General features: G+C 65.3%; 23 protein-coding genes and 1 pseudogene. 13 read left to right on the top strand and 11 right to left on the bottom strand.

The window, feature by feature from the left end:
• Positions 1–14 precede the first annotated feature (14 nt).
• Complete coding sequence (gene rsmI / locus L6444_RS24745) at positions 15–872, bottom strand: 16S rRNA (cytidine(1402)-2'-O)-methyltransferase (protein WP_236977798.1); 858 nt, start codon at positions 870–872, stop codon at positions 15–17.
• Between the two features lie 25 nt (positions 873–897).
• On the opposite strand from rsmI, the gene L6444_RS24750 reads away from it, so the two are divergent.
• A complete protein-coding gene (locus L6444_RS24750) occupies positions 898–2,490 on the top strand; it encodes a dolichyl-phosphate-mannose--protein mannosyltransferase (RefSeq protein WP_236977799.1) in 1,593 nt (530 codons plus the stop codon).
• A 102-nt stretch (positions 2,491–2,592) separates the two neighbouring features.
• Here L6444_RS24750 and arcA read toward each other — a convergent pair whose 3' ends face one another.
• Positions 2,593–3,801, bottom strand: coding sequence for an arginine deiminase (gene arcA, locus L6444_RS24755; RefSeq protein ID WP_236977800.1), 1,209 nt, complete (start codon positions 3,799–3,801; stop codon positions 2,593–2,595).
• 80 nt (positions 3,802–3,881) lie between these two features.
• Here arcA and L6444_RS24760 point away from each other — a divergent pair, with 80 nt between their 5' ends.
• Positions 3,882–4,478: an alpha-ketoglutarate-dependent dioxygenase AlkB gene (locus L6444_RS24760; RefSeq protein WP_236977801.1), complete on the top strand. Its 597-nt coding sequence runs from the start codon at positions 3,882–3,884 to the stop codon at positions 4,476–4,478.
• A 13-nt stretch (positions 4,479–4,491) separates the two neighbouring features.
• On the opposite strand, the gene L6444_RS24765 is transcribed toward L6444_RS24760, so the two are convergent.
• Genes L6444_RS24765 through L6444_RS24775 form a run of 3 tightly spaced genes read right to left on the bottom strand, consistent with a single transcriptional unit; the run spans position 4,492 to position 6,889 of the window.
• The gene (locus tag L6444_RS24765) at positions 4,492–5,154 is read right to left on the bottom strand and encodes a DUF5642 family protein (protein WP_236977802.1); all 663 of its coding nucleotides are present in this window, start codon (positions 5,152–5,154) and stop codon (positions 4,492–4,494) included.
• Between the two features lie 28 nt (positions 5,155–5,182).
• Positions 5,183–5,863 carry a DUF5642 family protein gene (locus L6444_RS24770; RefSeq protein WP_236977803.1) on the bottom strand — a complete coding sequence of 227 codons (681 nt, stop codon included), beginning with the start codon at positions 5,861–5,863 and terminating at the stop codon, positions 5,183–5,185.
• A gap of 39 nt (positions 5,864–5,902) precedes the next feature.
• On the bottom strand, positions 5,903–6,889 hold the full coding sequence (locus tag L6444_RS24775; RefSeq protein ID WP_236977804.1) for a GNAT family N-acetyltransferase: 987 nt from the start codon (positions 6,887–6,889) through the stop codon (positions 5,903–5,905).
• A gap of 93 nt (positions 6,890–6,982) precedes the next feature.
• Between L6444_RS24775 and L6444_RS24780 the strand changes: the two genes are divergently transcribed.
• Positions 6,983–7,729 (top strand): class I SAM-dependent methyltransferase, encoded by a 747-nt coding sequence (locus L6444_RS24780; RefSeq protein WP_236977805.1) that lies wholly within the window; start codon positions 6,983–6,985, stop codon positions 7,727–7,729.
• 19 nt (positions 7,730–7,748) lie between these two features.
• Here the strand turns inward: L6444_RS24780 and L6444_RS24785 are convergent, their stop codons facing one another.
• Positions 7,749–8,003, bottom strand: coding sequence for a hypothetical protein (locus L6444_RS24785; RefSeq protein ID WP_236977807.1), 255 nt, complete (start codon positions 8,001–8,003; stop codon positions 7,749–7,751).
• A 177-nt stretch (positions 8,004–8,180) separates the two neighbouring features.
• Here L6444_RS24785 and L6444_RS24790 point away from each other — a divergent pair, with 177 nt between their 5' ends.
• Complete coding sequence (locus L6444_RS24790; RefSeq protein WP_236977809.1) at positions 8,181–8,696, top strand: hypothetical protein; 516 nt, start codon at positions 8,181–8,183, stop codon at positions 8,694–8,696.
• On the opposite strand, the gene L6444_RS24795 is transcribed toward L6444_RS24790, so the two are convergent.
• Positions 8,685–9,659, bottom strand: coding sequence for a helix-turn-helix transcriptional regulator (locus tag L6444_RS24795; RefSeq protein ID WP_236977810.1), 975 nt, complete (start codon positions 9,657–9,659; stop codon positions 8,685–8,687). The genes L6444_RS24790 and L6444_RS24795 overlap by 12 nt on opposite strands.
• Before the next feature lie 181 nt (positions 9,660–9,840).
• Between L6444_RS24795 and L6444_RS24800 the strand changes: the two genes are divergently transcribed.
• From L6444_RS24800 to L6444_RS24820, 5 genes are all read left to right on the top strand, one after another.
• On the top strand, positions 9,841–10,425 hold the full coding sequence (locus L6444_RS24800) for a TetR/AcrR family transcriptional regulator (protein WP_236977811.1): 585 nt from the start codon (positions 9,841–9,843) through the stop codon (positions 10,423–10,425).
• Positions 10,422–11,246, top strand: a complete 825-nt coding sequence (locus tag L6444_RS24805; protein ID WP_236977812.1) for a hypothetical protein — start codon at positions 10,422–10,424, stop codon at positions 11,244–11,246. The genes L6444_RS24800 and L6444_RS24805 overlap by 4 nt, the downstream gene beginning before the upstream one ends.
• A gap of 360 nt (positions 11,247–11,606) precedes the next feature.
• Positions 11,607–12,110 (top strand): hypothetical protein, encoded by a 504-nt coding sequence (locus L6444_RS24810; protein WP_236977813.1) that lies wholly within the window; start codon positions 11,607–11,609, stop codon positions 12,108–12,110.
• Positions 12,107–12,553: a hypothetical protein gene (locus L6444_RS24815; RefSeq protein WP_236977814.1), complete on the top strand. Its 447-nt coding sequence runs from the start codon at positions 12,107–12,109 to the stop codon at positions 12,551–12,553. The genes L6444_RS24810 and L6444_RS24815 overlap by 4 nt, the downstream gene beginning before the upstream one ends.
• Positions 12,540–13,184, top strand: coding sequence for a hypothetical protein (locus tag L6444_RS24820; protein WP_236984413.1), 645 nt, complete (start codon positions 12,540–12,542; stop codon positions 13,182–13,184). The genes L6444_RS24815 and L6444_RS24820 overlap by 14 nt, the downstream gene beginning before the upstream one ends.
• Positions 13,185–13,382: 198 nt before the next feature.
• Here the strand turns inward: L6444_RS24820 and L6444_RS24825 are convergent, their stop codons facing one another.
• The 4 genes from L6444_RS24825 to L6444_RS24840 form a co-directional block, all read right to left on the bottom strand.
• Complete coding sequence (locus tag L6444_RS24825) at positions 13,383–14,372, bottom strand: hypothetical protein (protein ID WP_236977815.1); 990 nt, start codon at positions 14,370–14,372, stop codon at positions 13,383–13,385.
• Between the two features lie 138 nt (positions 14,373–14,510).
• Positions 14,511–15,248, bottom strand: a complete 738-nt coding sequence (locus L6444_RS24830) for a glucose 1-dehydrogenase (RefSeq protein ID WP_236977817.1) — start codon at positions 15,246–15,248, stop codon at positions 14,511–14,513.
• 17 nt (positions 15,249–15,265) lie between these two features.
• On the bottom strand, positions 15,266–16,720 hold the full coding sequence (locus L6444_RS24835; RefSeq protein WP_236977819.1) for a flavin-containing monooxygenase: 1,455 nt from the start codon (positions 16,718–16,720) through the stop codon (positions 15,266–15,268).
• A 44-nt stretch (positions 16,721–16,764) separates the two neighbouring features.
• Complete coding sequence (locus tag L6444_RS24840) at positions 16,765–17,775, bottom strand: LLM class flavin-dependent oxidoreductase (RefSeq protein ID WP_236977821.1); 1,011 nt, start codon at positions 17,773–17,775, stop codon at positions 16,765–16,767.
• A 184-nt stretch (positions 17,776–17,959) separates the two neighbouring features.
• Here L6444_RS24840 and L6444_RS24845 point away from each other — a divergent pair, with 184 nt between their 5' ends.
• From L6444_RS24845 to L6444_RS31285, 4 genes and pseudogenes are all read left to right on the top strand, one after another.
• Positions 17,960–18,580, top strand: a complete 621-nt coding sequence (locus tag L6444_RS24845; protein WP_236977823.1) for a TetR/AcrR family transcriptional regulator — start codon at positions 17,960–17,962, stop codon at positions 18,578–18,580.
• A gap of 293 nt (positions 18,581–18,873) precedes the next feature.
• A pseudogene (locus L6444_RS24850) lies at positions 18,874–20,024 on the top strand (IS3 family transposase).
• Positions 20,025–20,595: 571 nt separating this feature from the next.
• Positions 20,596–20,766, top strand: a complete 171-nt coding sequence (locus L6444_RS24855) for a hypothetical protein (RefSeq protein ID WP_236977825.1) — start codon at positions 20,596–20,598, stop codon at positions 20,764–20,766.
• The gene (locus L6444_RS31285) at positions 20,744–21,763 is read left to right on the top strand and encodes a tyrosine-type recombinase/integrase (protein WP_459561258.1); all 1,020 of its coding nucleotides are present in this window, start codon (positions 20,744–20,746) and stop codon (positions 21,761–21,763) included. Before L6444_RS24855 ends, L6444_RS31285 begins: the two co-directional genes overlap by 23 nt.
• Positions 21,764–21,765 lie beyond the last annotated feature (2 nt).

Genomic DNA, 21,765 nt, shown 5'->3' on the forward strand with positions numbered 1-21,765 from the left:
CTGACGGGCCGGGCCTACTCCTCGGTTTCGCGGCGCGACTTCAACACCGCCTCGTAGAGCTGGCGCGACCGCACCTCCGGATAGCCGGCCGCCACGTGACTGCACGCGTCTTTGACGCGGATGCCGCCTTCGACGAGGTTCTCCACCTCGGCAACCAGGTCGGCCACCAGCGTGGACAGGTCGGCCCGCGGGGTGGCTCCGGACAGCACGACGGTGATCTCGCCGAGGACGCCGCCGGCCGCCCAGTCCGCCAGCTCGTCCAGCGATCCCCGCACCACTTCCTCGTGCACCTTGGTCAGTTCCCGGCAGATCGCGGCCTGCCGGGCCCCGCCGAGCTGGTCGACCGCGTCGCGAAGGCAGGCGGCAAGCCGGCGCGGAGACTCGAAGAACACGCAGGTACGCCGCTCGTCGGCCAGCGAGGCTAGCCAGGATCGGCGGGCCGCGCCCTTACGCGGCGCGAAACCCTCGAAGCAGAACTTCTCGGCCGGCAGCCCGGAAACCACCAACGCCGTCGTCACCGCCGACGGCCCCGGCAGGCAGTGCACCGGCAGGCCGGCCTCGATACACGCCGTGGTCAGCCGGTAGCCCGGGTCGCTGATGATCGGCATCCCGGCGTCGCTGACCACCAGCACCGTCGCCCCCGAGCCGATCGCGTCGACCAGCGTGCCGACCCTGGTGGCCTCCACGCGGTCGAATAGGCTGAGCACCCGCCCGCCGATCGTCACGTTCAGCGCCTTGGCCAGGTTGCGCAGTCGCCGGGTGTCCTCGGCGGCCACCACGTCGGCTTCCGCGAGTGCCTCGATCAGGCGCGGCGACGCGTCCGAGGGCTGGCCCAACGGGGTCGCGGCGAGCAATAGGCGGCCGGTAGTCACGACCGACAGCCTACGATCGACACCGATGACTGCCCCGCCCCGAGAAACCTCCGTCTGCGACGAGGACCCCGCCGAGGACGGGGTCTTCGAGCGCGAGTCGATCCGCCCGGCAGCCACCGTCAGCCCCGCGCCGCTGCTTCCCGCTGCCGACTTCGGCCCGCGCGACCGGCTGCGGGGCTGGGTCACCACCGCGGTGATCACCCTGCTTGCCGCGCTGACCCGGTTTCTGAACCTAGGCTCCCCGACCGACGCCGGCACCCCCATCTTCGACGAGAAGCACTACGCGCCCCAGGCCTGGCAGATGCTGAACAACCATGGGGTAGAAGACAATCCGGGCTTCGGCCTGGTGGTGCACCCGCCGGTGGGCAAGCAGATGATCGCGCTCGGCGAGGCGCTGTTCGGCTACAGCGGCTTCGGCTGGCGGTTCACCGGAGCGTTGCTGGGCGTGCTGCTGGTCGCGCTGGTGACCCGCATCGTGCGGCGGATCAGCCGCTCGACGCTGGTCGGTGCGATCGCCGGGATCCTGGTGATCTGCGACGGGGTCAGCTTCGTCACCGCACGGACCGCGCTGCTCGACGGATTCCTGACGTTCTTCGTGGTCGCGGCGTTCGGTGCACTGATCGTCGACCGGGACCAGGTTCGGCAACGCATGCATGTCGCGTTCAGCGAAGGTCGCTGCGCCGCGACGGTGTGGGGCCCGCGGCTGGGGGTGCGCTGGTGGCGGTTCGGCGCCGGCGTGCTGCTGGGGCTGGCGTTCGGGACGAAGTGGTCGGGACTGTATTTCATGGCCTTCTTCGGCCTGATGTCGCTGGGCTTCGACGTGTCCGCCCGCCGCCAGTATCAGGTGCCCCGGCCCTGGCTGGGCACGCTGCGCCGCGACGTCGTGCCCACCGCGTATGCGCTGCTAGTCATCCCGTTCGCCGTCTATCTGGCCAGCTACGCGGCGTGGTTCGCCTCCGAGACGGCGATCGACCGCCACCAGGTCGGCCAGACCATCGGCCCGGACAGCGTGGTCCCGCTGCCCGACGCGATCCGCTCGCTGTGGTGGTATACCACCAAGGCGTTCCACTTCCACGCCACGCTGACCAATTCCGCGGGCAACTACCACCCTTGGGAATCCAAGCCGTGGAGCTGGCCGATGTCGCTGCGGCCGGTGCTGTACGCCATCGACCAGAACAACGTCGCCGGCTGCGGTGCCCAGTCGTGCGTCAAGGCGGTGATGCTGGTGGGCACCCCGGCCATGTGGTGGCTCGCGGTGCCGGTGCTGCTGTACACATCGTGGCGGATGTTCGTGCGCCGCGACTGGCGCTACGCGGTGGTGTGGGTGGGCTATTGCGCGGGCTGGCTGCCCTGGTTCGCCGAGATCGATCGGCAGATGTACTTCTTCTACGCGGCGACCATGGGCCCGTTCCTGGCGATGGCGATCGCGCTGATCCTCGGCGACATCCTGCACCAGCCCGGCCAGAACAAGGAACGACGTACGCTCGGCTTGATCCTGGTCAGCTGCTACGTCGCGCTGGTGGTGACGAACTTCGCCTGGCTGTTCCCGGTGCTGACCGGGTTGCCGATCTCCCAGCAGACCTGGGACATGGAGATCTGGCTGCCCAGCTGGCGTTAGCACGACTGCTGCGCGCCGAACGTCACGCTAGCGTGACGTTGCGCGCCGAACGTCACGCTAGCGTGACCCCGTCGGCCGACCGCGAGGGTGATGCGAGCCACCCTAAAGCGGGTCGCGGGCGGCCGGGCAGGTCATGCAGCGGGGGCCGCCGCGGCCTGTGCCCAACTCCGAGCCCGCGATGGTGAGCACCTCGATGCCGGCGTCCTGCAGCCGGGCGTTGGTTTGCGCGTTGCGCTCGTAGGCCACCACCACGCCGGGTGACAGCGCCAGGGTGTTGTTGCCGTCGTCCCACTGCTCGCGTTCGGCGACCACGGGATCGCGGCCGGTGTCGATCACGCGCAGCTTGTCGAGCCCCATCGCCGCGGCGGCGGCCGCCACGAACGGCGCCGCGTCGCTGATCGTCACACCGTCGGGGGTGCGCGCGATGGTGAACGCCGACAGCGTGTCGACGACGTTGGCGTACATCACCATCGCGTCGACGTCGACCATGGTGCACACCGTGTCCAGGTGCATCTGCGCGCGCTGCTGGGCGATCGGCACGGCCAGTACCGTATGAGCCAGATCGTCGTCGAAAAGGCTGCGCGCCAACGCTTCTGCACCGGCCGGGGTGGTCCGCTCCCCCACCCCCACGGCGATCACGCCCGGGGCGAGCAACAGCACATCGCCGCCCTCCACGGGCGCGGTGCGCGATTCGTAGGCCCGCCGCACCCCGGTGAACCGCGGGTGGTGTGCGTAGACGATGTCGGTCAGCGAGGCCTCGCGCACCCGCGCGCGCAGCGCCAGCGACGGGATCACCACCCGCGGACCGATCCAGATCGACGAGTCGCGGGTGAACACCAGGTTGGGCAGCGGGTCGATCACGAAGTCCGACTCGTGGTGCATCCGCAATACCAACGACACCGCGGTGCGGGCCGCCGCGGGCAGTTCCTCGAAGGTCATCCCGGCGGTCAGCACCCGCGCCAGCGCGGCCGGCTCGAGGCCCCGCAGGTGGGCCGAAACCGATTGCGCCAGCGGCGTTCCCAGTCGCCGCGCGTCCACGGCCGCCGCGACCCCCTGCATCCGGGCGGCCCCGCTGTGCTGCAGCGCCTCGGTCAGTAGCTGCGAGAGCAGCAGCACCTCGACCCCGCGCGAGCGCAGCAGCGCCGCGAACTCGTCGTGCTCGTCCTGGGCGCGCGACACCCATGGCAGCGCGTCGAACAGCAACTGGTCGTTGTTGCGCGGGTTGAGCCGGCGCAGTTCGTCGCCGGGGCGATGCAGGATGGCCACCCGCAACTCGCCCACCTCGGAATTGGTCCCCAGCGCGACACCCACGCCTCAAACCGTAGCGGCGGCGGCGGCCGCGGGCGCGTCACACACCGAGCGATCGAACTGGTGTGCGATAGACTCGCGGGGTGGCGATCGCGGTTCAGGGCTCGCTATTCGAGCACAACGAGCGCAGGTATCTGGGCGACGGCGCATTCCTCGACGTCCGCGCGAACTGGCTGCGGGACTGCGACGATCTGCTCGGGGAACTGCTGCGGACCGTGCCCTGGCGCGCCGAGCGCCGCCAGATGTACGACCGGGTGGTCAACGTGCCACGGCTGGTGAGTTTCCACGACCTGACCGTCGAGGATCCGCCGCACCCGCAGCTGGCGCGAATTCGGCGGCGACTCAACGACATCTACGGCGGTGAGTTGGGCGAGCCGTTCACCACCGTCGGATTGTGCTGCTATCGGGACGGATCCGACAGCGTGGCGTGGCACGGCGACACCATCGGGCGCAGCAGCTCGCAGGACACCATGGTCGCGATCGTCAGCCTGGGCGCCACCCGCACCTTCGCGATGCGCCGGCGCGGCGGCGGGCCGTCGTTGCGGTTGCCGCTGGCCCACGGCGACCTGCTGGTGATGGGCGGATCCTGCCAACGCACCTGGGAGCATTCGGTTCCCAAGACGTCGGCGGCCGCCGGTCCACGGGTCAGCATTCAGTTCCGGCCGCGCGACGTGCGGTAACCCGCAGCTGAAGCTACTGGCCGCGGACTGCGGCCACCGCCTTGACCAGCAGGTCGCGGGCGCGCTGGGTGTCGACCTTGGCGACCGGCTGGCCGGGTATCACCAGCGGGTTGGCGATCACGATCACCTGGTAGTCGCCGAACTGGGCAGAAAAGTCGTAGAGCTCGCCGGTGTGTGCCGAGCCGTCCACCAGCGCCTGCAGCACGCGATGGATGCCCTGGGTGTGCACGCCGTCGATGTGCGGCGCCTCGACCACCTCGATGCCGCCGCGCACCTGCGCACCTGCGAAGCCCACCTTGGCGCAGTCTTTGCCCGGATCGTTGACGGGCAGCGCCTGGGACGTCTCGACCGCGATCGCCACGAATCGGTTGCCGTTGCCCTCGGCGGAGATGGCGGCCATGTTGCCCTCCAGGCCGGGTGGCATCTCCGGGCCCACCGCCGTCTTGGCACAGGCGGCCGGGTCGAAATTGAGGCCCGCGGGCAGTTTGCGCGCAGCGAAGAACTGTGGGTCGATGGCGCGCGGGGTGACGTCGGTTACCTTGAATTCCGGCCCGAAACTGGACTTCACCTCGCTGATCTTGGCGATGTCGACCTTGGCGGGCTGCGAACTGTGGGTGCCGCCGGAACAGCCGACGAGCACACACACCGATCCGACCGCGAGCGACACCCTGAACATCGTGGCCAATCTACCGAACCGGGGAGGCTCAGCCGCGTAACGTCGACACCGTTTTGACCAGTAGATCCGCGGCGTATTGCGGTGGCAGCGGCGGCAGCATGGACCCCGGGTCGGTGGTCAGCGCGGTCAACACGTAGTAGGCGCCCAGGTATGCGACGAATGTGTATGCCCGCGAATCGATTTCGCTCCCCGATTCGACCGCGGCGCGGATGTCGGCGACCATTCCGAGCGTGTCGGCGCCGTCGATGTGCGGGGCTTCGATCAGGCCGACGTTCACCAGGGTGCGCCCGGCGGTCAGATCCCAGTGCGCGCACGCCGTTTGCGCGTTGCGGTCCAGCGTCGCCAGACCCCCGGACATCGTCACGACCACCGAGTCGACGATGCCGCCCGGGCCGGACCCCGACACGCCCTGCGCGGCCGGCTGATGCGCGTCACCCGGATCGGCCAGCACCATACACAGCGGCGGATTCGCCACGGTGTCTGCGCCCAATCCCCAGATCGCCTTCGGCGATGCGGCGCGGGCGACGTTGCTCACCTCGTAACCTGCGGGCAGTTCACGGCCGATCCGCCTGATGTTGCCCGGGTTGACGGCAGCGCCGGGGGCACGGCTCGACGTCGGTACCGACAGTGAGGCAGGCGCCGCGGTGGGCCGCTGCTCGGCGCAGCCGGCCAGCATCGCCACCGCGAGCCCAATCCATATGCGCCGCATGATCGTTGATACCACGACGGACGGGCTTCGTCGGGGAGCTCAGCTGACCACGTCGATAACCTGACGAGCGACCTGCTTGATCTGATCGGCCATCGCGGCGTCGATCTTCAGTTCGCGGGGCACGTCGATGACGGTGGCGATCACCCCGACGTCCTCGCGCTGCCATACCGCGCCGGCGCGGTCCATGATGGTACGCATCGGCAGGTTGTCGGAAAGCATTCGCGCAGAAAATCTTTCGACGCCGTCCGCCCGGGCGGCCACCGACAGCGCGTCGATCAGAAACGTCCCGATGCCACGTCCCTGATAGGCGTCGGCGACGGTGAAGGCGATCTCGGCGACCGTCGGGTCTTCCTGATCGCGCACGAAGCGCGCGTCGGCGACCGGGTCGCTGCCGTCGACCATGACCCAGACGAAGTGGTCGACGTAGTCGACCTCGGCCAGGTAGTGCATCATCGCCAGGCTGGGCGCCCGCGCCGACATGAACCTCCGGTAGATGGTTTCACTGGAGAAGTGCACGTGGCCGTGCACGGTTCGTTCGCTGTCGCCGGGCAGCACCGGACGCAGCATCAGCTCGGATCCGTCGCGCAGCCGCACCGGAATCGGGGTGATGAAGGCGGCCAGACGCTGGCGTACCGTGCGCACCAGCCGGTCCATGATCCCGGGGATGTGCACCATCTCATTCAGGGCGTCCCGGTCGCCGATCCAGCCGGTGAGCGGTTCGACGGTGGCGATCGTCGCCGTGCGCGGGATGTCGCGCAGCAAAGCGATCTCGCCGACGAGCATGCCCGGCACGGCCTGCTCGACGATTACTGCGTGGTCGCTGCCGACGTGCATGACCTCGGCGCTGCCCGATGCGATGAGCAGGAACGACAGCGCCTGCTCGCCTTGGCGCATCAGCACCTGGCCGGCCGGAGCGGACAGCGGAGACAGGCGCGCTGCCAGCGGCAGCAGATCCTGCACCGGACAGCCCCGGAAAATGTCCATTCCCGCGAGTGCTTCGACCCCCACGCCGGTCAATTCGGCCATCCCTCCGCGGTCTACTGCGCCCCAGGCTAAGACGTGCGGCGCCGCTCCGGCAAGGACGGGCACTAACCTGAGGGCAGGGAGGAACCGGCGACGATGATCGATAACCAGGATCGGCTCGAGCTCACGCGCAGTCTGCTCACCAAGCCCGCAGTGCTGCGGCACGGCTACCTCGACGTGCTCGGAGAGTCGACGGCCGCACCCGTGCCGACGTTGGCTCAGCTCGCGATGAACAACTCGTTCGTAGCGACGGTCTACGAGCAGCTCTGGCGCCCGATGTCGTTCTACCTGGCCAGCGGTGTCACCACCGGAGCCGAGCAGCGTCGCGCGGCGACGGCCCTGGGTTTGCGCGGCGCCACCACGTTGCTCGATGTCGCTTGCGGGCCAGGCAATTTCACTGCTCCGCTGGCCGAGCAGCTGTCCACCGGCAGCCTCGCGGTCGGGTTCGACATCTCCGAGCCGATGCTGACCCGCGCCGTGCAGGACAACAGCGGACCGCGGACCTGCTACGTGCGCGGCGATGCCCGTGAATTGCCCTTCCACGACGAAACCTTCGACGCGGTTTGCTGTTTCGGTGCGCTGTACCTGATTCCGGAACCGTTCCGGGTGGCCCAGGAGATGGTGCGGGTGCTGGCGCCGGGTGGTCGTATCGCGATCCTGACGAGTTATTACCCTGCGCCACAACCACTGGGCTTCGCGCTGAGCGCGGGCGCGCGCCTCATCGGGCTTACCATGTTCGACAGTGACGCATTCGTCGACCTGTTCACCTCGGCGGGGCTGGTCGACGTCGAACAGCAGACCCAGCGGGTGTTGCAGTTCGTGACCGCCGCCAAACCGCGCTGAGGTCGAGACTCGGGAGGCTTCAGGACGCTGCCCTCGCGCAGATGCCGAAGAGCCGCACAACCGGTGTGCCCGCTTCGTATTGCAGCGTGGCGGCGGTATCCGAAGTCAGGGTGACCGTCACCGGTTGGCCGCCGCGCCGCGACACCTCGATGCCTTCCACTTGGAACAGCCGGAACTTGGCGCCACCGGTGCGGACGGCATCGCGGATCGCGAGCGAGTAGCCCGGCTCGACGGCCTCCACGGGAATCTTCTGCAGGTAGTACTGGGTGTTCATTCCCTCGACATTAGAGACGTCCCCGGACACAATTCGACGCAGAAACGCTGTCTCAGCGAATGTTCAGCTGAATATTGGACGTTCATCAGGCTGCGGCGCGGCTCGCCGGTCCGTGGCTGTGCCGGAGGGCCGGCGGCCCAGTAGCGTTTGCGACATGGTCGACGATTGGGGTGTTCGATGAGTGTCGCCGGCTTCGTGCTGGGCTTGGTCGCCACCGTTCTTGCGGTGGCGTCCCTGGGCTGGCAGATCGGCACGTTCCTGCGGCAGCGACCGCGTCCCAGACTCACGGCGGTCATCGGCCGGCTGACGCCCGACGGATTGCTGACCAACGACGCCAGTGCCGATGTCCGGGAGTGCCTGAGCAATGCCGCCGAGCAATTCGACGATCTGGTGATCGGGGTGAAGGTGGTCAATGCCGGACGGGCGCCGTTCCACGTCGACGGGTGGGCGATACGTTCCGATCCGGACGGTACGTCGCTGGTCCCGATCGGCAAGCCGGTCGCGGGCGCCGATGTTCCGCACGAGATACCGCCCGCCGGCAGCGCGGTGTTCCTCACCGAGCTGGCGCATGCACACCACTTCAGCGACGTCGCCGCGGGTGTCGCGGATCAGCGTCTGGTACTGACAGTGTCTTCAGGTGCACGCACGTACGCAACCAAACCTATTGCGACCGAACTGTTTTCAGCCGGTTAACCGGGCCCGGTCGGTGCGCAGCGTAACCTGCGGACTTTGACCGTACTGTTCGCGGTAGTGCACGGCGAACCGGCCCGGGTGCGCGAATCCCCAACGCCGTGCTATGTCGGCCACGGTGGCCTCGGCGCGGTCGGCGATCAACAGGTCACGGTGGGCGTGGTGCATCCGTACCCGGCGCAGGTATTCCGTTGGGGTGCAATCGCGGTGCTTGCGGAACATGTACTGCAGCGCGCGGGGCGTGATGTGCACCGCTGCCGCGATGTCGGCCAGCGAAAGGTCGGTGTGGGCGTTGTCGTCGATGAATCTCATGGCACGCTTCAGCAATACCGGTGTGATGCCCCGCATTTCGGCCCTGGTCGGTTGTTGTGGTGCGGTGCTGGGGAAGATCGCCAACAGCACCGCCGCCAGGTATTGCTCCAAGTTGCTGCGGATCAACTGATTACGGTCCGCATATCCGGCGGCCGCGACGCCGTGCAGGTAATCGATGCAGTCGAAGAGATGCCGGTTGGCAGCCGGCGACAAGGGTGTGGAATCGGTCAGCCGGACGGGTTCGCTGTTGTGCGAAGGTGTTCCGGCTGCCCTGTTCAGGAGGGACCGGTCGACGACCACGTGGTAGTACTTGCCCCGCCGGACTCGCCCTCGGTATCCCAGCCCGTCGGCCGCGCCGAAGGCGTAAACCTCGCCGGGTCGGCAGAAAGTGGCTTCCCGCCGATCGGGCCCCGCTTCCAGTCCACCGGAGACCACGCCGCACACCACGATCGGTTCCGGCGGGTCCATTTCGTAGGTGAAGCCGCATCCGTAATCGGCGGCGTCGACGCCGATCGAGCCGAAGCAGCTCCGTTCGATACGCATCGCGGCGGGGGTGCCGTCCGGCGTCGCGTTGATGCGGATCTTCGAGTAGTTCGCGCTGAGGGCTGTCTCGGCCTCGGCGAGATCGCTGGTGTCGAGTAGGACAGTGGGCACTACGGTGACTTTCGGTGCAGGGAACGGCCACTACGGCATCGTTCTGAACCGACTTTCCATCTTAGCCACGCTCGTCAACCTGCGCACCGCGCCTGCAGGCGGACCGCCACGGCAGGCCGAACCTCATTTGATTGACGACTGTCATTGACGATCGTCAATCAGCTGGGTAGCGTCACCGGCCATGCCCATCCCACCAGCCAGCAGCCTGCGGGAGACGCGGCGACTCGAAACCAGGGCACGCCTATCCGCGGCGGCGCTGGACGAAATTTCCCGGCGCGGCCTGGCCGGGGCCGACGTCAGTTCGATCGCCGCCGCGGCCGGCGTGGTGCGCGGAACCTTCTATTTTCACTTCCCCACCAAGGAGCACGTGCTCATCGAAGTCGAACGCACCGAGGAAACCCGCATCGTCAGTGAACTCGGTGCGGCCGCGGGGCCCTTGGAATCGGTGCTGGCCCGCGTCGTCGAACTCGTCCTGGACGCCGAGCGCCGGCTGGGCGCAGCGGTGTTTCGCGACATGCTCGGACTGCACTTCTCCTCGACCCGGCCCGTCGAGGACGAGCTGGGCCGGCACCCCCTGGCGCAGTTCCTGGTGGGCGTGATCAGCCGGGCGCAGGACGGCGGGCAGGTTTCCCCGGACGCAGACTCCGCCGAGCTCTCAATGTTCTTCCTGACCGGGCTTTTCGCGCTGCTGGCCACCGGGGCGCACGACGCCGCGCTGCTCAACAGATACGTCACGACGATTGTCAAAGGAATGGAAAGATCATGACGCTCAATGGGATTGACGGTTACCGGGACTTTCTGGCCCGGCGCGACGGCGAGGCCGATCTGCTCAATCGGCGGTTGGCGAATCGTGAGGACTTCTTCGTCGAACTCGAGGCGAACCCGGTCCGCTCGGCCCGGCCGGCCGATCGGGTGACGTTCCTTCGCAACCTGCGGCGGCGGCGGCCCGAACCCGGCCTGGACCGCAGGATGTTGTTCCTGCTGGCGACGGCCAAGCTGAATCAGGCGGAGCGGTTCGGCGTCGGTCTGGGTGAGACGTACGGGCGCAACAGCGACGCGAACCTGCCGCCGGAGAACGTCTATCTCGAACTCGAGGAGCACTACCACACCCGGCTGCTGGCCTACGTGCTCGACGTGTTCGACCTGACCTTCCAGGTGGTCCCGCCGCCGTTCGTGCTACGCCAGTTCGTCAAGGCCGGGGTGTTCATGCCCCAACGGCTGGGCTTCCTGTTCGTCGGGGCCGCCGAAATGGCCGGCTGCATCATGTTCGACGAACTGCGACGCGTCGGTATCGAGCTGTTCGGCGACGAACCGGCCGTGGCGGCGCGAATCGAGTTGCTGTACAGCGAGATTCTGACCGATGAGATCGGACACGTCGGTTATTGCGCGTCCCGGTGCACTGCTGCCGAGCGCGCGGTCATGCGCCGGATCTACCCGATGATCGGCCGGTTGTTCGCCCGTCAGACCGCGGAGATCAGCCTGCTCGTCGATCCGAAGGCCCTGCACGCCCGCCTCGACCGACCGTTCGATGTCGAAGAACTCAGAGCCGGGCTGAGCAACGAGACGTATCTGCTCGCCCATCCGTGATGAGCACGAACTTTGTGGAGCTATGGGGAATCGAACCCCCGTGCTTTGGTGGGGAAATAGCCTTCGAACTGCAGTGATTGAAAGTCTGCATCGTTACGCACGTTGGCGTTGTTCTGGCAATATGTCTCCGCGTGTTACGCGACGTAACAGCGTGTGCGCCCATTGCGCCGCGCGGCAATACTGGGTCAGTTACGAAGGTCGCAGTGGTCGCAATCGCGATCGAGGCGCCGAGAAGGGCTCTCCGCAGTCTGTTCTCACTCGCTGCGGCACGAATTGCGACAGCCCGTCCTCATAGTCATGAGCTGCTGGCTCGGTCGCTCGAAACTCGATGGTCTCGAGCGCACAGTTCAACACCGGCCTATGTCCGCATGGTTGCGCACCGATCCGTGGGACTTCCCGGAGTTTTTTTCGGCACTGATCCTGCGGCGGATGCTCAGCGACCAACCCATCGCATATGTCGATCTGCGAAGTCCCGCCGGAATCGGCCTGGGAGCCTTCGTCTACAACTACGACGGAACCGTCTTCGCCTCCGACGAAGCCCGCATGCTCGCCGAAATGGGCGATCGGCGCTTCGAGCTGGGCAACGTCGGCGAGCACCACTACCGGGACCTGGTGCTATCGGACACCCTGGTGTCAGCGGTCGCGGACTCCCTCACCCAAACCGCACCCCAATGCTCAACCTGCGTCTTCGAGCCCAACTGCGGCGCCGATCCCGTGTATCACCATGCAACCCAGGGTGATCTGCTGGGGATCAAACCGCTCTCAGAGTTCTGCGAGCGACACAAGGGAGTCATCACCCATCTGTTCGAGCTGCTCGAACACTCCCCCGAGGACGCCGCCATACTCCGGAACTGGGCACAATGAAACCGCTCGTCCTGTCCGCTCGGACGCCGACGGCTGACATCATCGGACTGGGTGCACAGCGGCGATCCTGGCGACTGCGGCCCCCCAGCACCGTCCCGACCGACGCCCGCGACGCCGCACTCATCACCCACCACGGCGAATGGACACTGGCCCAAGCGCACGGCTATCACGTCGCCATCGGCCGCCGCGCGCGCCCGGACGACGTGATGCTGAACTATGTGAGGCTGCCCGCCGCGTTCGCCGAACTCGGCGACGGCGACGTGCTGAGCATCCACCCGCCATCCGGGCGAGTGCGGGTGCTCTACCGCCGCTCCTCGCGCCACAACTATTTCCTGGTCACCGAACGCTGCAACAACTACTGCCTCATGTGCTCGCAACCACCCAAGAAAAGCCGACGACGGTTGGCTGATCGACGAGATCGCCGACACTCTGCCGCTCGTTGACCCATCGACGCCGGCGCTGACCTTCACCGGAGGTGAACCGCTCACGGATTGGCGCCGGTTCATCGGTCTACTTGATCTGGCACGAAATGTGCTCCCGGACACCGCGGTACACGTGCTGACCAACGGCCGAGCCTTCGCCTCGCCCGAGATCGCGGATGCCTGGGCAACGGTTGGTCACCCCGAACTCTCGGCAGGCATACCAATCTATGCTGCCGTCGACCACATCCACGACTACGTAGTCCAAGCCCGGGGCGCGTTCGACCAGACAGTGCTCGGTGTACTACAGCTGAAAGATCGCAGCCAGCGAGTTGAAATCCGTGTCGTATTGCACGCGATCACCGCGCCACGCCTGCGCGAAACGTGCTCATGGAACGCCCGGAACCTCCCCTTCGTCGACCACGTCGCACTGATGGGCATGGAACACACCGGCTTCGCGATCGCCAACGAAGACACACTGTGGATCGACCCCGTCGACTACCAAGAGAAATTGAAGGCCGGCGTCCATATCCTCGCAGCAGCCGGGGTGAGCGTATCGATCTACAACCTCCCACTGTGCGTCCTCGACCCCAGCGTGAGACCCTTCGCAGTGCAATCGATCTCAGACTGGAAGAACGCCTACATCCACGAGTGAGAAGGATGCTCAGCCCGCAGCCAATGTGCGGGCTTCTTCTCCACCGGGCGACCCTGGTTCAGCCGAGGCATAGCAGCGATCTAGATTGTCCTGTCGCTGTCTCGGCCCGCAGACGTTCTCCGAGTCGCGGTTGGCCGGCTGACCTGACCAAGTGGTCAGTGCGACAAATCAACAGGTCCTCAGCGGCGACTGGAAGACTCACCACCGAGCGCACGCTTCAGCGACAGAGCGCCCCCCGTCGACGGTGTCGTGCAATCGCCGTTCGGGGGGGTCGAACGCGACAGCTGACGGCGTAGCGGAGGTACTCCCGGCGGGAAGCCTTGCGTCATCGTTGTCATCAGCGCTTGACCAGGGCAGCTTCAACGAGTCATCGACGACCCGGTCGTCGGGGGCCACGGGCAAAGCCAGGTCGGTCAGCGTCGCCATGGCGCAGCCGACCCTCGCCAACTCTTCAGCCGGTCTGACTGTAAGACCCATGACCCGCCAGGTCACTCGCGCCGGGGGGAGTTTTCGGGAAGCCTTCGCAGCAGCCAGATATTCACGCACGCCCACGTAACAATAACGAGGATAAAACTGATAAAGATCGGTGAATAGAAATAGGAATCGATAAAGCTGTAAGCGGCCAGTAGCGCTAGGGCTTGGGGGATTTGCGTCAGTTGCATAAGGACGGACTGCCCCTGACGAGATTGCCTGCGAATCATTAGAGCTGTACTGAATGGAAGTGGCGAAAAGACCGTCACGGCAAAGCTGACGAAATAAAGTTCGTCGTTTATCGCATCCTTTACGAGAAGCCAAAAAACGGACAAACCTACCGTGGCCAGTATCACCAGAACGGTAAAACCCTTCTGTTTCAGGAAGGGGGAAGGTTTCCGCACGACCATAGCGGGCAACAAAGTAGATCAACAGCATTTCGAGCGGGACAGTAATAAGCAGCACAAACCACCACGCTTTGCACCACCAGTGGCCGTACTGGTTGAACCATTTGTCATAGTAAACCAGGAATGATAAGTCGTGAGCGAAAATAAATATTGCGGTGGCCAGAGGTACTGCGTAGACCTTTTGCGAAATGGTCAATCTTATCGCTTCTATAAAGTAGACGAATCCAGCCAACACCGCAACGGCGTAAAACAGCAAAATAGATAGTGTATGGCTGTCGATTGCTTCCAATGCGGCATGCGGGTCGTACATAGCTACCTCGTTTATTCATGGTGTGAGACCTGGAGTAACAAAGGGGCCTGCGGTGATTTCCTGTTGGTTGAACCGGTCGTTCGGGTTTAATCCATCCAAGCGGTGAATGAGTAGGGACCCTGTGGGCTGCACGTTCAGTCAAGAGGCGGACCAGCCGCCGTCGGCGGTGAACTCGCAACCGGTTGTGTAGCTGGACTCGTCGGACGCCAGGAAGAGGATCATGTTGGCGATCTCGTCCGCTCTCCCGATCCGGCCCAGAGGCAGGTTCGGAGGAAGTATCTGATCAACTATGTCCCGTATGCCGCCCAGGATCGGGGTGTCGATCACGCCTGGGTGCACGGAGTTGACCCGGATGCGATCTGCGCCCAAGTCGAGGGCGGCTGACCGGGTCATGCCGCGCACCGCCCACTTCGACGCGCAGTAGGCCAGCGACTGCGCCATACCGACGAGACCGGCCAGAGACGACACGTTGATGATCGAGCCGCCCCCTGCGCGGCGCATGGCCGGGACGACCGCTTGCAAGCCGAGGAAGGTACCGAGGGCGTTGATGTCCATAACTCGGCGGAACTCGGCTTCCGCGAGATCGTCGATCGGAGCGCTTGAGGCGACGCCGGCACTGTTTACCAGGACGTGCACTGGGCCGAGCTCGGTGTTCACGCGCTCGAGGAGGGCGGTCCAGGCGGAGCCGTCGGTGACATCCAGCCTTGTCGGTCGGGCCTGCGACCCGATCTGCTCGGCGACTGTGGCAGCACCGGTCAGGTTGATGTCGGCAAGGACAACAGTCGCCCCCTCGGCCGCCAGCCGCCTGGCGGTTTCGGCGCCGATTCCGCTGGCTGCTCCGGTAATGATTGCGGTCTTGCCCGCTACCCGCTCCACGTCGGAGGTCCTTCCGGTCAGCCGACGGCGGGCAGCAGCGCCCGCCGGGTGGTGGCATGAAACATGGTGGCATCCACGCGGCGGCTGCGGCGGAGCATGTGGCGCATCGTTCCTGCGTACACCGCATGTACGTCGCCGCTGGGGTCCTGGTACCAGCTGTCGCAGCCGCCCGCGCCGAACACCGCCTTTGCGTGCTTCTCGCGTTGCTCTTGCTTCCAGGCATCGACCACCTCGGCCCGAATGTCCAGACTGGCCGCGCCCAGTTCGACGCGTGTGCGCAGCGCGGCGACGATGTAGTTGAGCTGGGCCTGCACCATCACGAAGTTGCAGCCGGTGCCCGCATTCGGGCCCCAGATCTGATACGCGTTCGGGAAACCCGGGACGCTGCTGCCCATGTACGCCTTGGGGTTGTCCCCGTACACCTCTGCCAGGGTGCGCCCATTTCGTCCGAGCAGCCGGGCTAGGAACGGCGGGTCAACGGTGTGGAAGCCGGTCGCCCAGATGATGGTGTCCACTTCGTGTTCGCTGCCGTCCTCGGCGACTATGGAGTGTTTTCGTACCTCTTTCAGCCCGTGTCCGACCACGGTGACATTGGTACGGGTAAGCGCGGGGTAGTACACGTTCGATGTCATGAATCGCTTGCAGCCAATTACATGGTGTGGCGTGAGGGTCCGGCGCAGCTTCGGGTCGCGCACGCTGGCCAGCAGGTGCAGCCGCCCGACCACGTGCAGCAGCCGGGCCAGGCGCACGCGCAGAAAGAGCATCAACACCAGGTCGTCGAAGGTGAATTGCAACCAACGGGCGAACCGCAGCAAGGTCGTCGAACGACGGTAGAGCGCGTACTCGAGCCGGCTGGTCCGCCAGTCCGGCTTGGGCATCACCCATCCTGCTGTCCGTTGCAGATAGGTCAAGTGAGCCACGTCCGGCTGAATCGAAGGGACAACCTGCACGGCGGTAGCGGCGGACCCGACCACCGCCACGCGCTTGCCGCGCAAATCATGGTCATGATTCCACCTGGCGGAGTGGAACTGGACGCCCTGGAAATCCGCGACGCCCGGCACGTTCGGTATGAATGGCTCGTTGAGGGCGCCGACACCGAACACCAGGGTCGCCGCAGCGAAGGCTCCGTTGGTGGTGTCCACCAACCAGCGCTGGGTGTCCTCGTCCCAGACGGTCCGGGTCACCTCGGTGCCCAGCAGGGCGCGGTCGGTAACCCCCAACTCGTCGGCCACTCGTCGCACGTAGGCCAGAATCTCGGGCTGAGGGGCGAACATCCGCGACCAGTTCGGGTTGGGAGCGAACTCGAAGGAATACAGCAGTGACGGGATGTCACAGGCGGCGCCGGGGTAGGTGTTGTCGTTCCAGGTGCCGCCGAGGCCGTCGCTCTTCTCGATGAGCAGAACGTCGTCAATCCCGGCCTCCTTGCGCAGCCGGACCACCGCCGCAATCCCGGAGATTCCTCCGCCGATCACGATCGCACCTCGCTCCTGGCGGACGGAGTCATTGACCTGACCGTTCACTGGGCATCACTTCCTCGGCGGAACGCATCGAGAACCTGCTGGTAGGCGTCGGCCGTCTCGTCAGCGGACAGCGGTGGCACATAGGGCGGATGCAACATCACGTGATCGATAACACCTTCCCAGCAGGCCAATTGTTCGCGACCTTCGTCGGGGGTGCCGGCGATGCTGAACGTGCGCACCAGCTCGTCGTCGGTCACCTCCGCCAGCGCCGCCGGGCCGCCGCTCATGATGGCGTCGCGTACCTCGTCTACTTGTTTGCGCAGTCCGTGAGCATCAATAACCCCGTCACTGACCGGATTTAGCACCAGCTGACCGACGTGGATGCGGGCGCGGCGCATCGCCACCTCTCGGTCCGGGTGCACGCAGCACACCACTTGGGTGATCGTGTCGAGTTCGGCGGCGTCGCGACCGGCCCGCTCGGCACCGATGGCCAGGTTTGGCCGCACCACGTCGGTGACGAATGTCCGCGAGTAACCGCCGCCTACCAGTCCGTCGCCAAGCTCACCGGCCAGCTGAATCATCTTCGGATTCATCCCGCCGAGGTACAGCGGAACTCTCCGGCGCACTGTCCGAGTGCCCAGCGGGTTACCCGGCAGCGGGGTGAACTGATAGTAATCGCCGCTGAGGTCCTCGGCCTCGCCGCCACTGAGGTAGGCCCAACTGCTCCGCAGCGCCAGCACGTACTCCCGCATGCGGGACAGCGGTCGATCGATCGCCGCGCCGTGCAGGGTAGCCATCAGCCCAGGAATGCCCAGTCCGACGCCGAGCAGTAGCCGGCCATCGGACAGGTCATCGACGTCGGCCGCGGCATTGGCCAGCTCGAACGGCGTCCGGGCCAAGGCGGTGACGACTCCAGTACCGAGCTGTATCCGGTCGGTGCGCATCGCGACGGCGGCCAGGACAGCCAGGGGGTTCTCGTACACCTCGTAGGTCCACACCGAGTCGAAACCAGACTGCTCGGCAGCTCGCGCCATCTCGGGGTATGCCCGCAGTGGATGCTTACCCATAGGCATAGTCACGCCGACTTGCACAGCGCTCCTTCCATACAGCTCGAAGTCGCTCTCACGATGAGTCGCATGAAATAATCTCAACAAAAAACGCTCTGTGTCAATGTTTGATAGTTCGGCACACCGTTGGGGTAGAGCTGGTCTGCCAAGCACGCAGCCTGCATCGAGCTCTAGAGTGAACAGCGTGTCCGCGTTGTCTCCCACTCCTGCGTCGGGCCACCGTAAACGCGGTCCAAAATCGATCCTCGGCGAGAACCCGCGTGACCGAATCCACGATGTCGCCTTAGCCTGCTTCGAACAACAGGGAATCGCCGCAACCAGCATGGACGATGTTGCCGGAAACCTCGGCGTATCTCGGCCGACGCTCTATTACTACTTCTCTTCCAAGGACGAACTAGTTCTCGAAGTCGTCGCGCGCCAGGGCGGAGCAATCCTGCGCGACCTGCCACACCGCCTGACTGCCACCGGCCTGGAGCGAATCGCCGAGGCCGCCTACCTCGGACTGATTGCCTCCCTGGATAATCCGTACGCTCGGCTGACAGTTGAGGCCGGCGCAACTTCGTTCACCGGTGCCGCGATGGAGAGTCCCCGGATGTGGGAGCTGCAACGGGCCTTCTGGCTACCACTGCTGGAGTATGCTCAGGGAAACTCTGACCTGCGGGGCGACCGCAGCCTCGACGAGATCATGAAACTGATTGTTTTCACCCAGTTCTCGCTAGCTACAGCTGGCATCGCGTTCGGCATGACTCGCGAGCAGATGCGCGAAATAATCACGACTTACCTGATCCCAGCTTTGCGTGGATAAAGTCCGGCCCTACCGTCGTGGTTGGCCGGAAATGCCACTGGCACAACGTATCGAATTCACTGACAATCTGTCTCTAGCGTCAATATTAACGACCGTCCCCGCCCGAAGCCGAGGGGGCCATCTGCGCTCCGATCGCAGCGTCCACCGCCAAGCGCAAGGCCGCGCGCGTCATCAAGTACAAAGGCAACAACAAGCTGGTTGCCGAGCGTGAACAAGAGGGTGATGTGCCCCGGGTTGCATGGAGTCAGTTTGCTTGACTTTTGGTCACGACATCCGATGAAGGAGCCGTGTCCGTGCCCAAGCGTTATCCCGAGGAGTTCCGCCGTAAGGTGCTCGATCTGGTGGCCGCTGGCCGCCCCGTGGCCCAGATCGCTGCCGATCTGGGCATCAGTGACCAGACGATTTACGGCTGGCGCAAACAAGAACTGATCGACACCGGGCAACTACCCGGTTTGAACCGCGCCGAACAAGCCGAGCTGACTGCGGCCAACAAGCGCATCCGCGAACTGGAGAACGAGGTAGTCATCCTGAAAAGGGCTCGTGAGCTGCTGCGGGAGCCGGACGACCCAAAAGGCGGTACGCGGCCATAGCCACGATGGCCGCGGAAGGACTGCCCGTGCAGCTAGCCTGCCGACTGTTGTCGGTGGCCGAATCGGGCTATTACGAGTGGCGCTCACGACCGCCGTCAGCGCGGGCTGTTCGTCATGCGTGGCTGACCGAACAGATCCGCGCCGTGCACAGCGCCTCACGGGGCACCTACGGCGCCCGCAGGGTCCACGCTGAACTGACCCTCGGGCTCGGACTGCAGGTCGGCCACAACCAGGTCGAGTTGTTGATGGCGCGGGCAGCGATCAAGGGGCTGCCGGGTAACCGCCGTCCTCGGCCGCGTCACGAGACACCGACAGCCGCTGATCTGGTCGAGCGAATGTTCACACGTGAAGCGCCAAATCGGTTGTGGGTCACCGACATCACCGAACATCGCACCTACGAAGGCAAGGTGTACTGCGCGGTGGTTCTTGACACCTTCTCCCGCCGGGTCGTCGGGTGGTCGATCGATTCCAGCCAGACCGCAGCGCTGGTCACCAACGCGCTGAGCATGGCCATCGCAAACCGTGATCCGCAGGGCGGTGGCGTCATCCACTCCGACCACGGCGTGCAATTCACCTCTTGGGCATTCACTGATCGAGCCAAGCGCTCGGGGCTGGTGCCCTCGATGGGCTCGATCGGGGATTGCTATGACAACGCAATGATCGAATCATTCTGGGGCAGAATGCAAACCGAGCTACTCAACCGCAAACGCTGGAAGACACGCATCGAGTTGGCCAACGCCATCTTCGACTACCTGGAAATCTTCCACAACCGCCAACGCCGCCATTCCGCCCTCGGGATGCGCACTCCGATAGAGTTCGAACTGCTACACCAATCCGCCCAACCCGTGGCCTGAAACCAAGTATGACGACACCGCCGAACCCGGGTACATCAGAGTCTCCGGACATGCCGGGGCGATTCAGAAACCTGTTCTGTGGTCATGAATTCGCCGCCATCCACCGGGCGCAGTTGTGGCGGTTGACTCGGGGGCATTCCGTTGCTCCTTGTGTTGGCGCGCCATCAGTTAGGGCGCTCTAGGTGCCAATGGTGCAGCACGCCGTTGACAGCGCCCACGTACAAAAGGCGTTATCTAGCAACGGAATTGCGCTTATGCCACCATTTGGTGGTTGCACCGCAACCAATCTCGGCGTGCACGGCACGTAGGCATAGGACGGCCACAAGCGGTGTGACCTGCACATTCACCTTGCAACCACAGGCACCCAGGGTTCCGGCCGCAAGAGGAGTTGTCCAGTTCGGCGAGGTCGTGGTTGTTGTCGACGTTGCCGAAGGCAATTACCTGGAACAGACTTAGTAGTCATGTTGACCTGGCGCACAGAACTTTTGCAATTCGTTCAACGCGTTGGGCACTTCGGTTGCACAGTGCATCATGTTGGTGGAAAGCCCACTAGCTACCAGGGCGGACAGACATGGCAACGAAACGCAATCGGCGCGCTGGCGTGGAGGACCGTTGGACGAAAACAGTGCGCGATGCCGATGGCAATGCCACGACGGTGCACCGCGCCACGCATGGCAAGGGGAAGCGTTGGCGCGCAATGTATGTGGACGATGCGGGCCGTGAGCACGGCAAGGTTTTTTGAACGGAAGGCGGCCGCGCAGCCGTGGCTCGATACCGAGGTGACCGCCAAGTTCGCGACGGGCAGTTATGTTGCGCCTTCGGCCGGAAAGGTCACCGTCGCCGCCGTCTACGCGGTGTGGTCGGCGGCGCAGGCGCACGTGTTGCCTGAGACAGTGGCGTCGCGGCGCAGCAGTTGGCGTAGCCGCGTTGAACCGCAGTGGGGCGACATGGCGGTGGCCGACGTACGGACAGCGGCGGTCCGCGCGTGGGTTGCGGCCATGGCAGCGGAAGGTGCTGGTGTACCGACAATGGAGAATGCGTTCGGGCTGCTGCGGCAGGTGCTCGGCGCGGCTGTCGAGGACGGCGGCCTTGCCCGCAACCCGTGCCAGGGTGTGCGGCTGCCTAAGCGTCAGCACGCCGACCGGGGTTACCTGAGCCATGTGCATGTGGCCGCGCTGGCCGCGGCCGTTGACCGCCAACCGGAGGTCATTCGGTTCCTTGCCTACACCGGATTGCGGTGGGGCGAGATGGCGGCGCTGCGGGTGTGCGACTTCGATATGCTGCGCCGCCGCGTCAACGTGTCACGGCCGGTCACCGAAGCTGGTGCGCTGGGAATGGCACCGAGCGCCGCTCCCACGTCTTCGGCGTTGACCACACAAGGCCGGCGGGGTGCTGCGGAATTCCAACTACCGCGGCCGCGTCTTTCAGTCCGCCGTGGAGACGTGCCAGGAGGCCGCGCTGGAACAACGGGCGAAGGAGACCGCAGCCAGCGGCATACCGAGCACCCCCGAGTTCCCGACGATCACACCGCACGACCTGAGGCACACCGCAGCCTCGCTCGCTGTGTCGGCGGGAGCCAACGTCAAGGCAGTGCAGCGGATGCTGGGGACGCGAAGGCGTCGATGACGCTCGACGTCTATGCCGACTTGTTCGACGACGACCTGGACGCCGTAGCGGCGAATTTGGACGCGGCGATCGAATCTGCTGCGGCACGACTGCGACACGCAGGCAATTCTTGAAA

It is taken from the genome of Mycobacterium kiyosense (assembly GCA_021654635.1).
In the GTDB taxonomy this organism is placed as follows: domain Bacteria; phylum Actinomycetota; class Actinomycetes; order Mycobacteriales; family Mycobacteriaceae; genus Mycobacterium; species Mycobacterium kiyosense.

Excerpts from the sequence above, each read along its gene's own strand:
- L6444_RS24785 (WP_236977807.1), bottom strand. The coding sequence starts at position 8,003 with ATGAACACCCAGTACTACCTGCAGAAGATTCCCGTGGAGGCCGTCGAG.
- L6444_RS24770 (WP_236977803.1), bottom strand. The coding sequence starts at position 5,863 with ATGCGGCGCATATGGATTGGGCTCGCGGTGGCGATGCTGGCCGGCTGC.
- L6444_RS24855 (WP_236977825.1), top strand. The coding sequence starts at position 20,596 with ATGGCAACGAAACGCAATCGGCGCGCTGGCGTGGAGGACCGTTGGACG.
- L6444_RS24750 (WP_236977799.1), top strand. The coding sequence starts at position 898 with ATGACTGCCCCGCCCCGAGAAACCTCCGTCTGCGACGAGGACCCCGCC.
- L6444_RS24815 (WP_236977814.1), top strand. The coding sequence starts at position 12,107 with ATGAAACCGCTCGTCCTGTCCGCTCGGACGCCGACGGCTGACATCATC.
- L6444_RS24775 (WP_236977804.1), bottom strand. The coding sequence starts at position 6,889 with ATGGCCGAATTGACCGGCGTGGGGGTCGAAGCACTCGCGGGAATGGAC.
- L6444_RS24810 (WP_236977813.1), top strand. The coding sequence starts at position 11,607 with ATGTCCGCATGGTTGCGCACCGATCCGTGGGACTTCCCGGAGTTTTTT.
- L6444_RS24790 (WP_236977809.1), top strand. The coding sequence starts at position 8,181 with ATGAGTGTCGCCGGCTTCGTGCTGGGCTTGGTCGCCACCGTTCTTGCG.
- L6444_RS24840 (WP_236977821.1), bottom strand. The coding sequence starts at position 17,775 with ATGGGTAAGCATCCACTGCGGGCATACCCCGAGATGGCGCGAGCTGCC.
- L6444_RS24805 (WP_236977812.1), top strand. The coding sequence starts at position 10,422 with ATGACGCTCAATGGGATTGACGGTTACCGGGACTTTCTGGCCCGGCGC.
- L6444_RS24825 (WP_236977815.1), bottom strand. The coding sequence starts at position 14,372 with ATGTACGACCCGCATGCCGCATTGGAAGCAATCGACAGCCATACACTA.
- L6444_RS24780 (WP_236977805.1), top strand. The coding sequence starts at position 6,983 with ATGATCGATAACCAGGATCGGCTCGAGCTCACGCGCAGTCTGCTCACC.
- L6444_RS24765 (WP_236977802.1), bottom strand. The coding sequence starts at position 5,154 with ATGTTCAGGGTGTCGCTCGCGGTCGGATCGGTGTGTGTGCTCGTCGGC.
- L6444_RS24800 (WP_236977811.1), top strand. The coding sequence starts at position 9,841 with ATGCCCATCCCACCAGCCAGCAGCCTGCGGGAGACGCGGCGACTCGAA.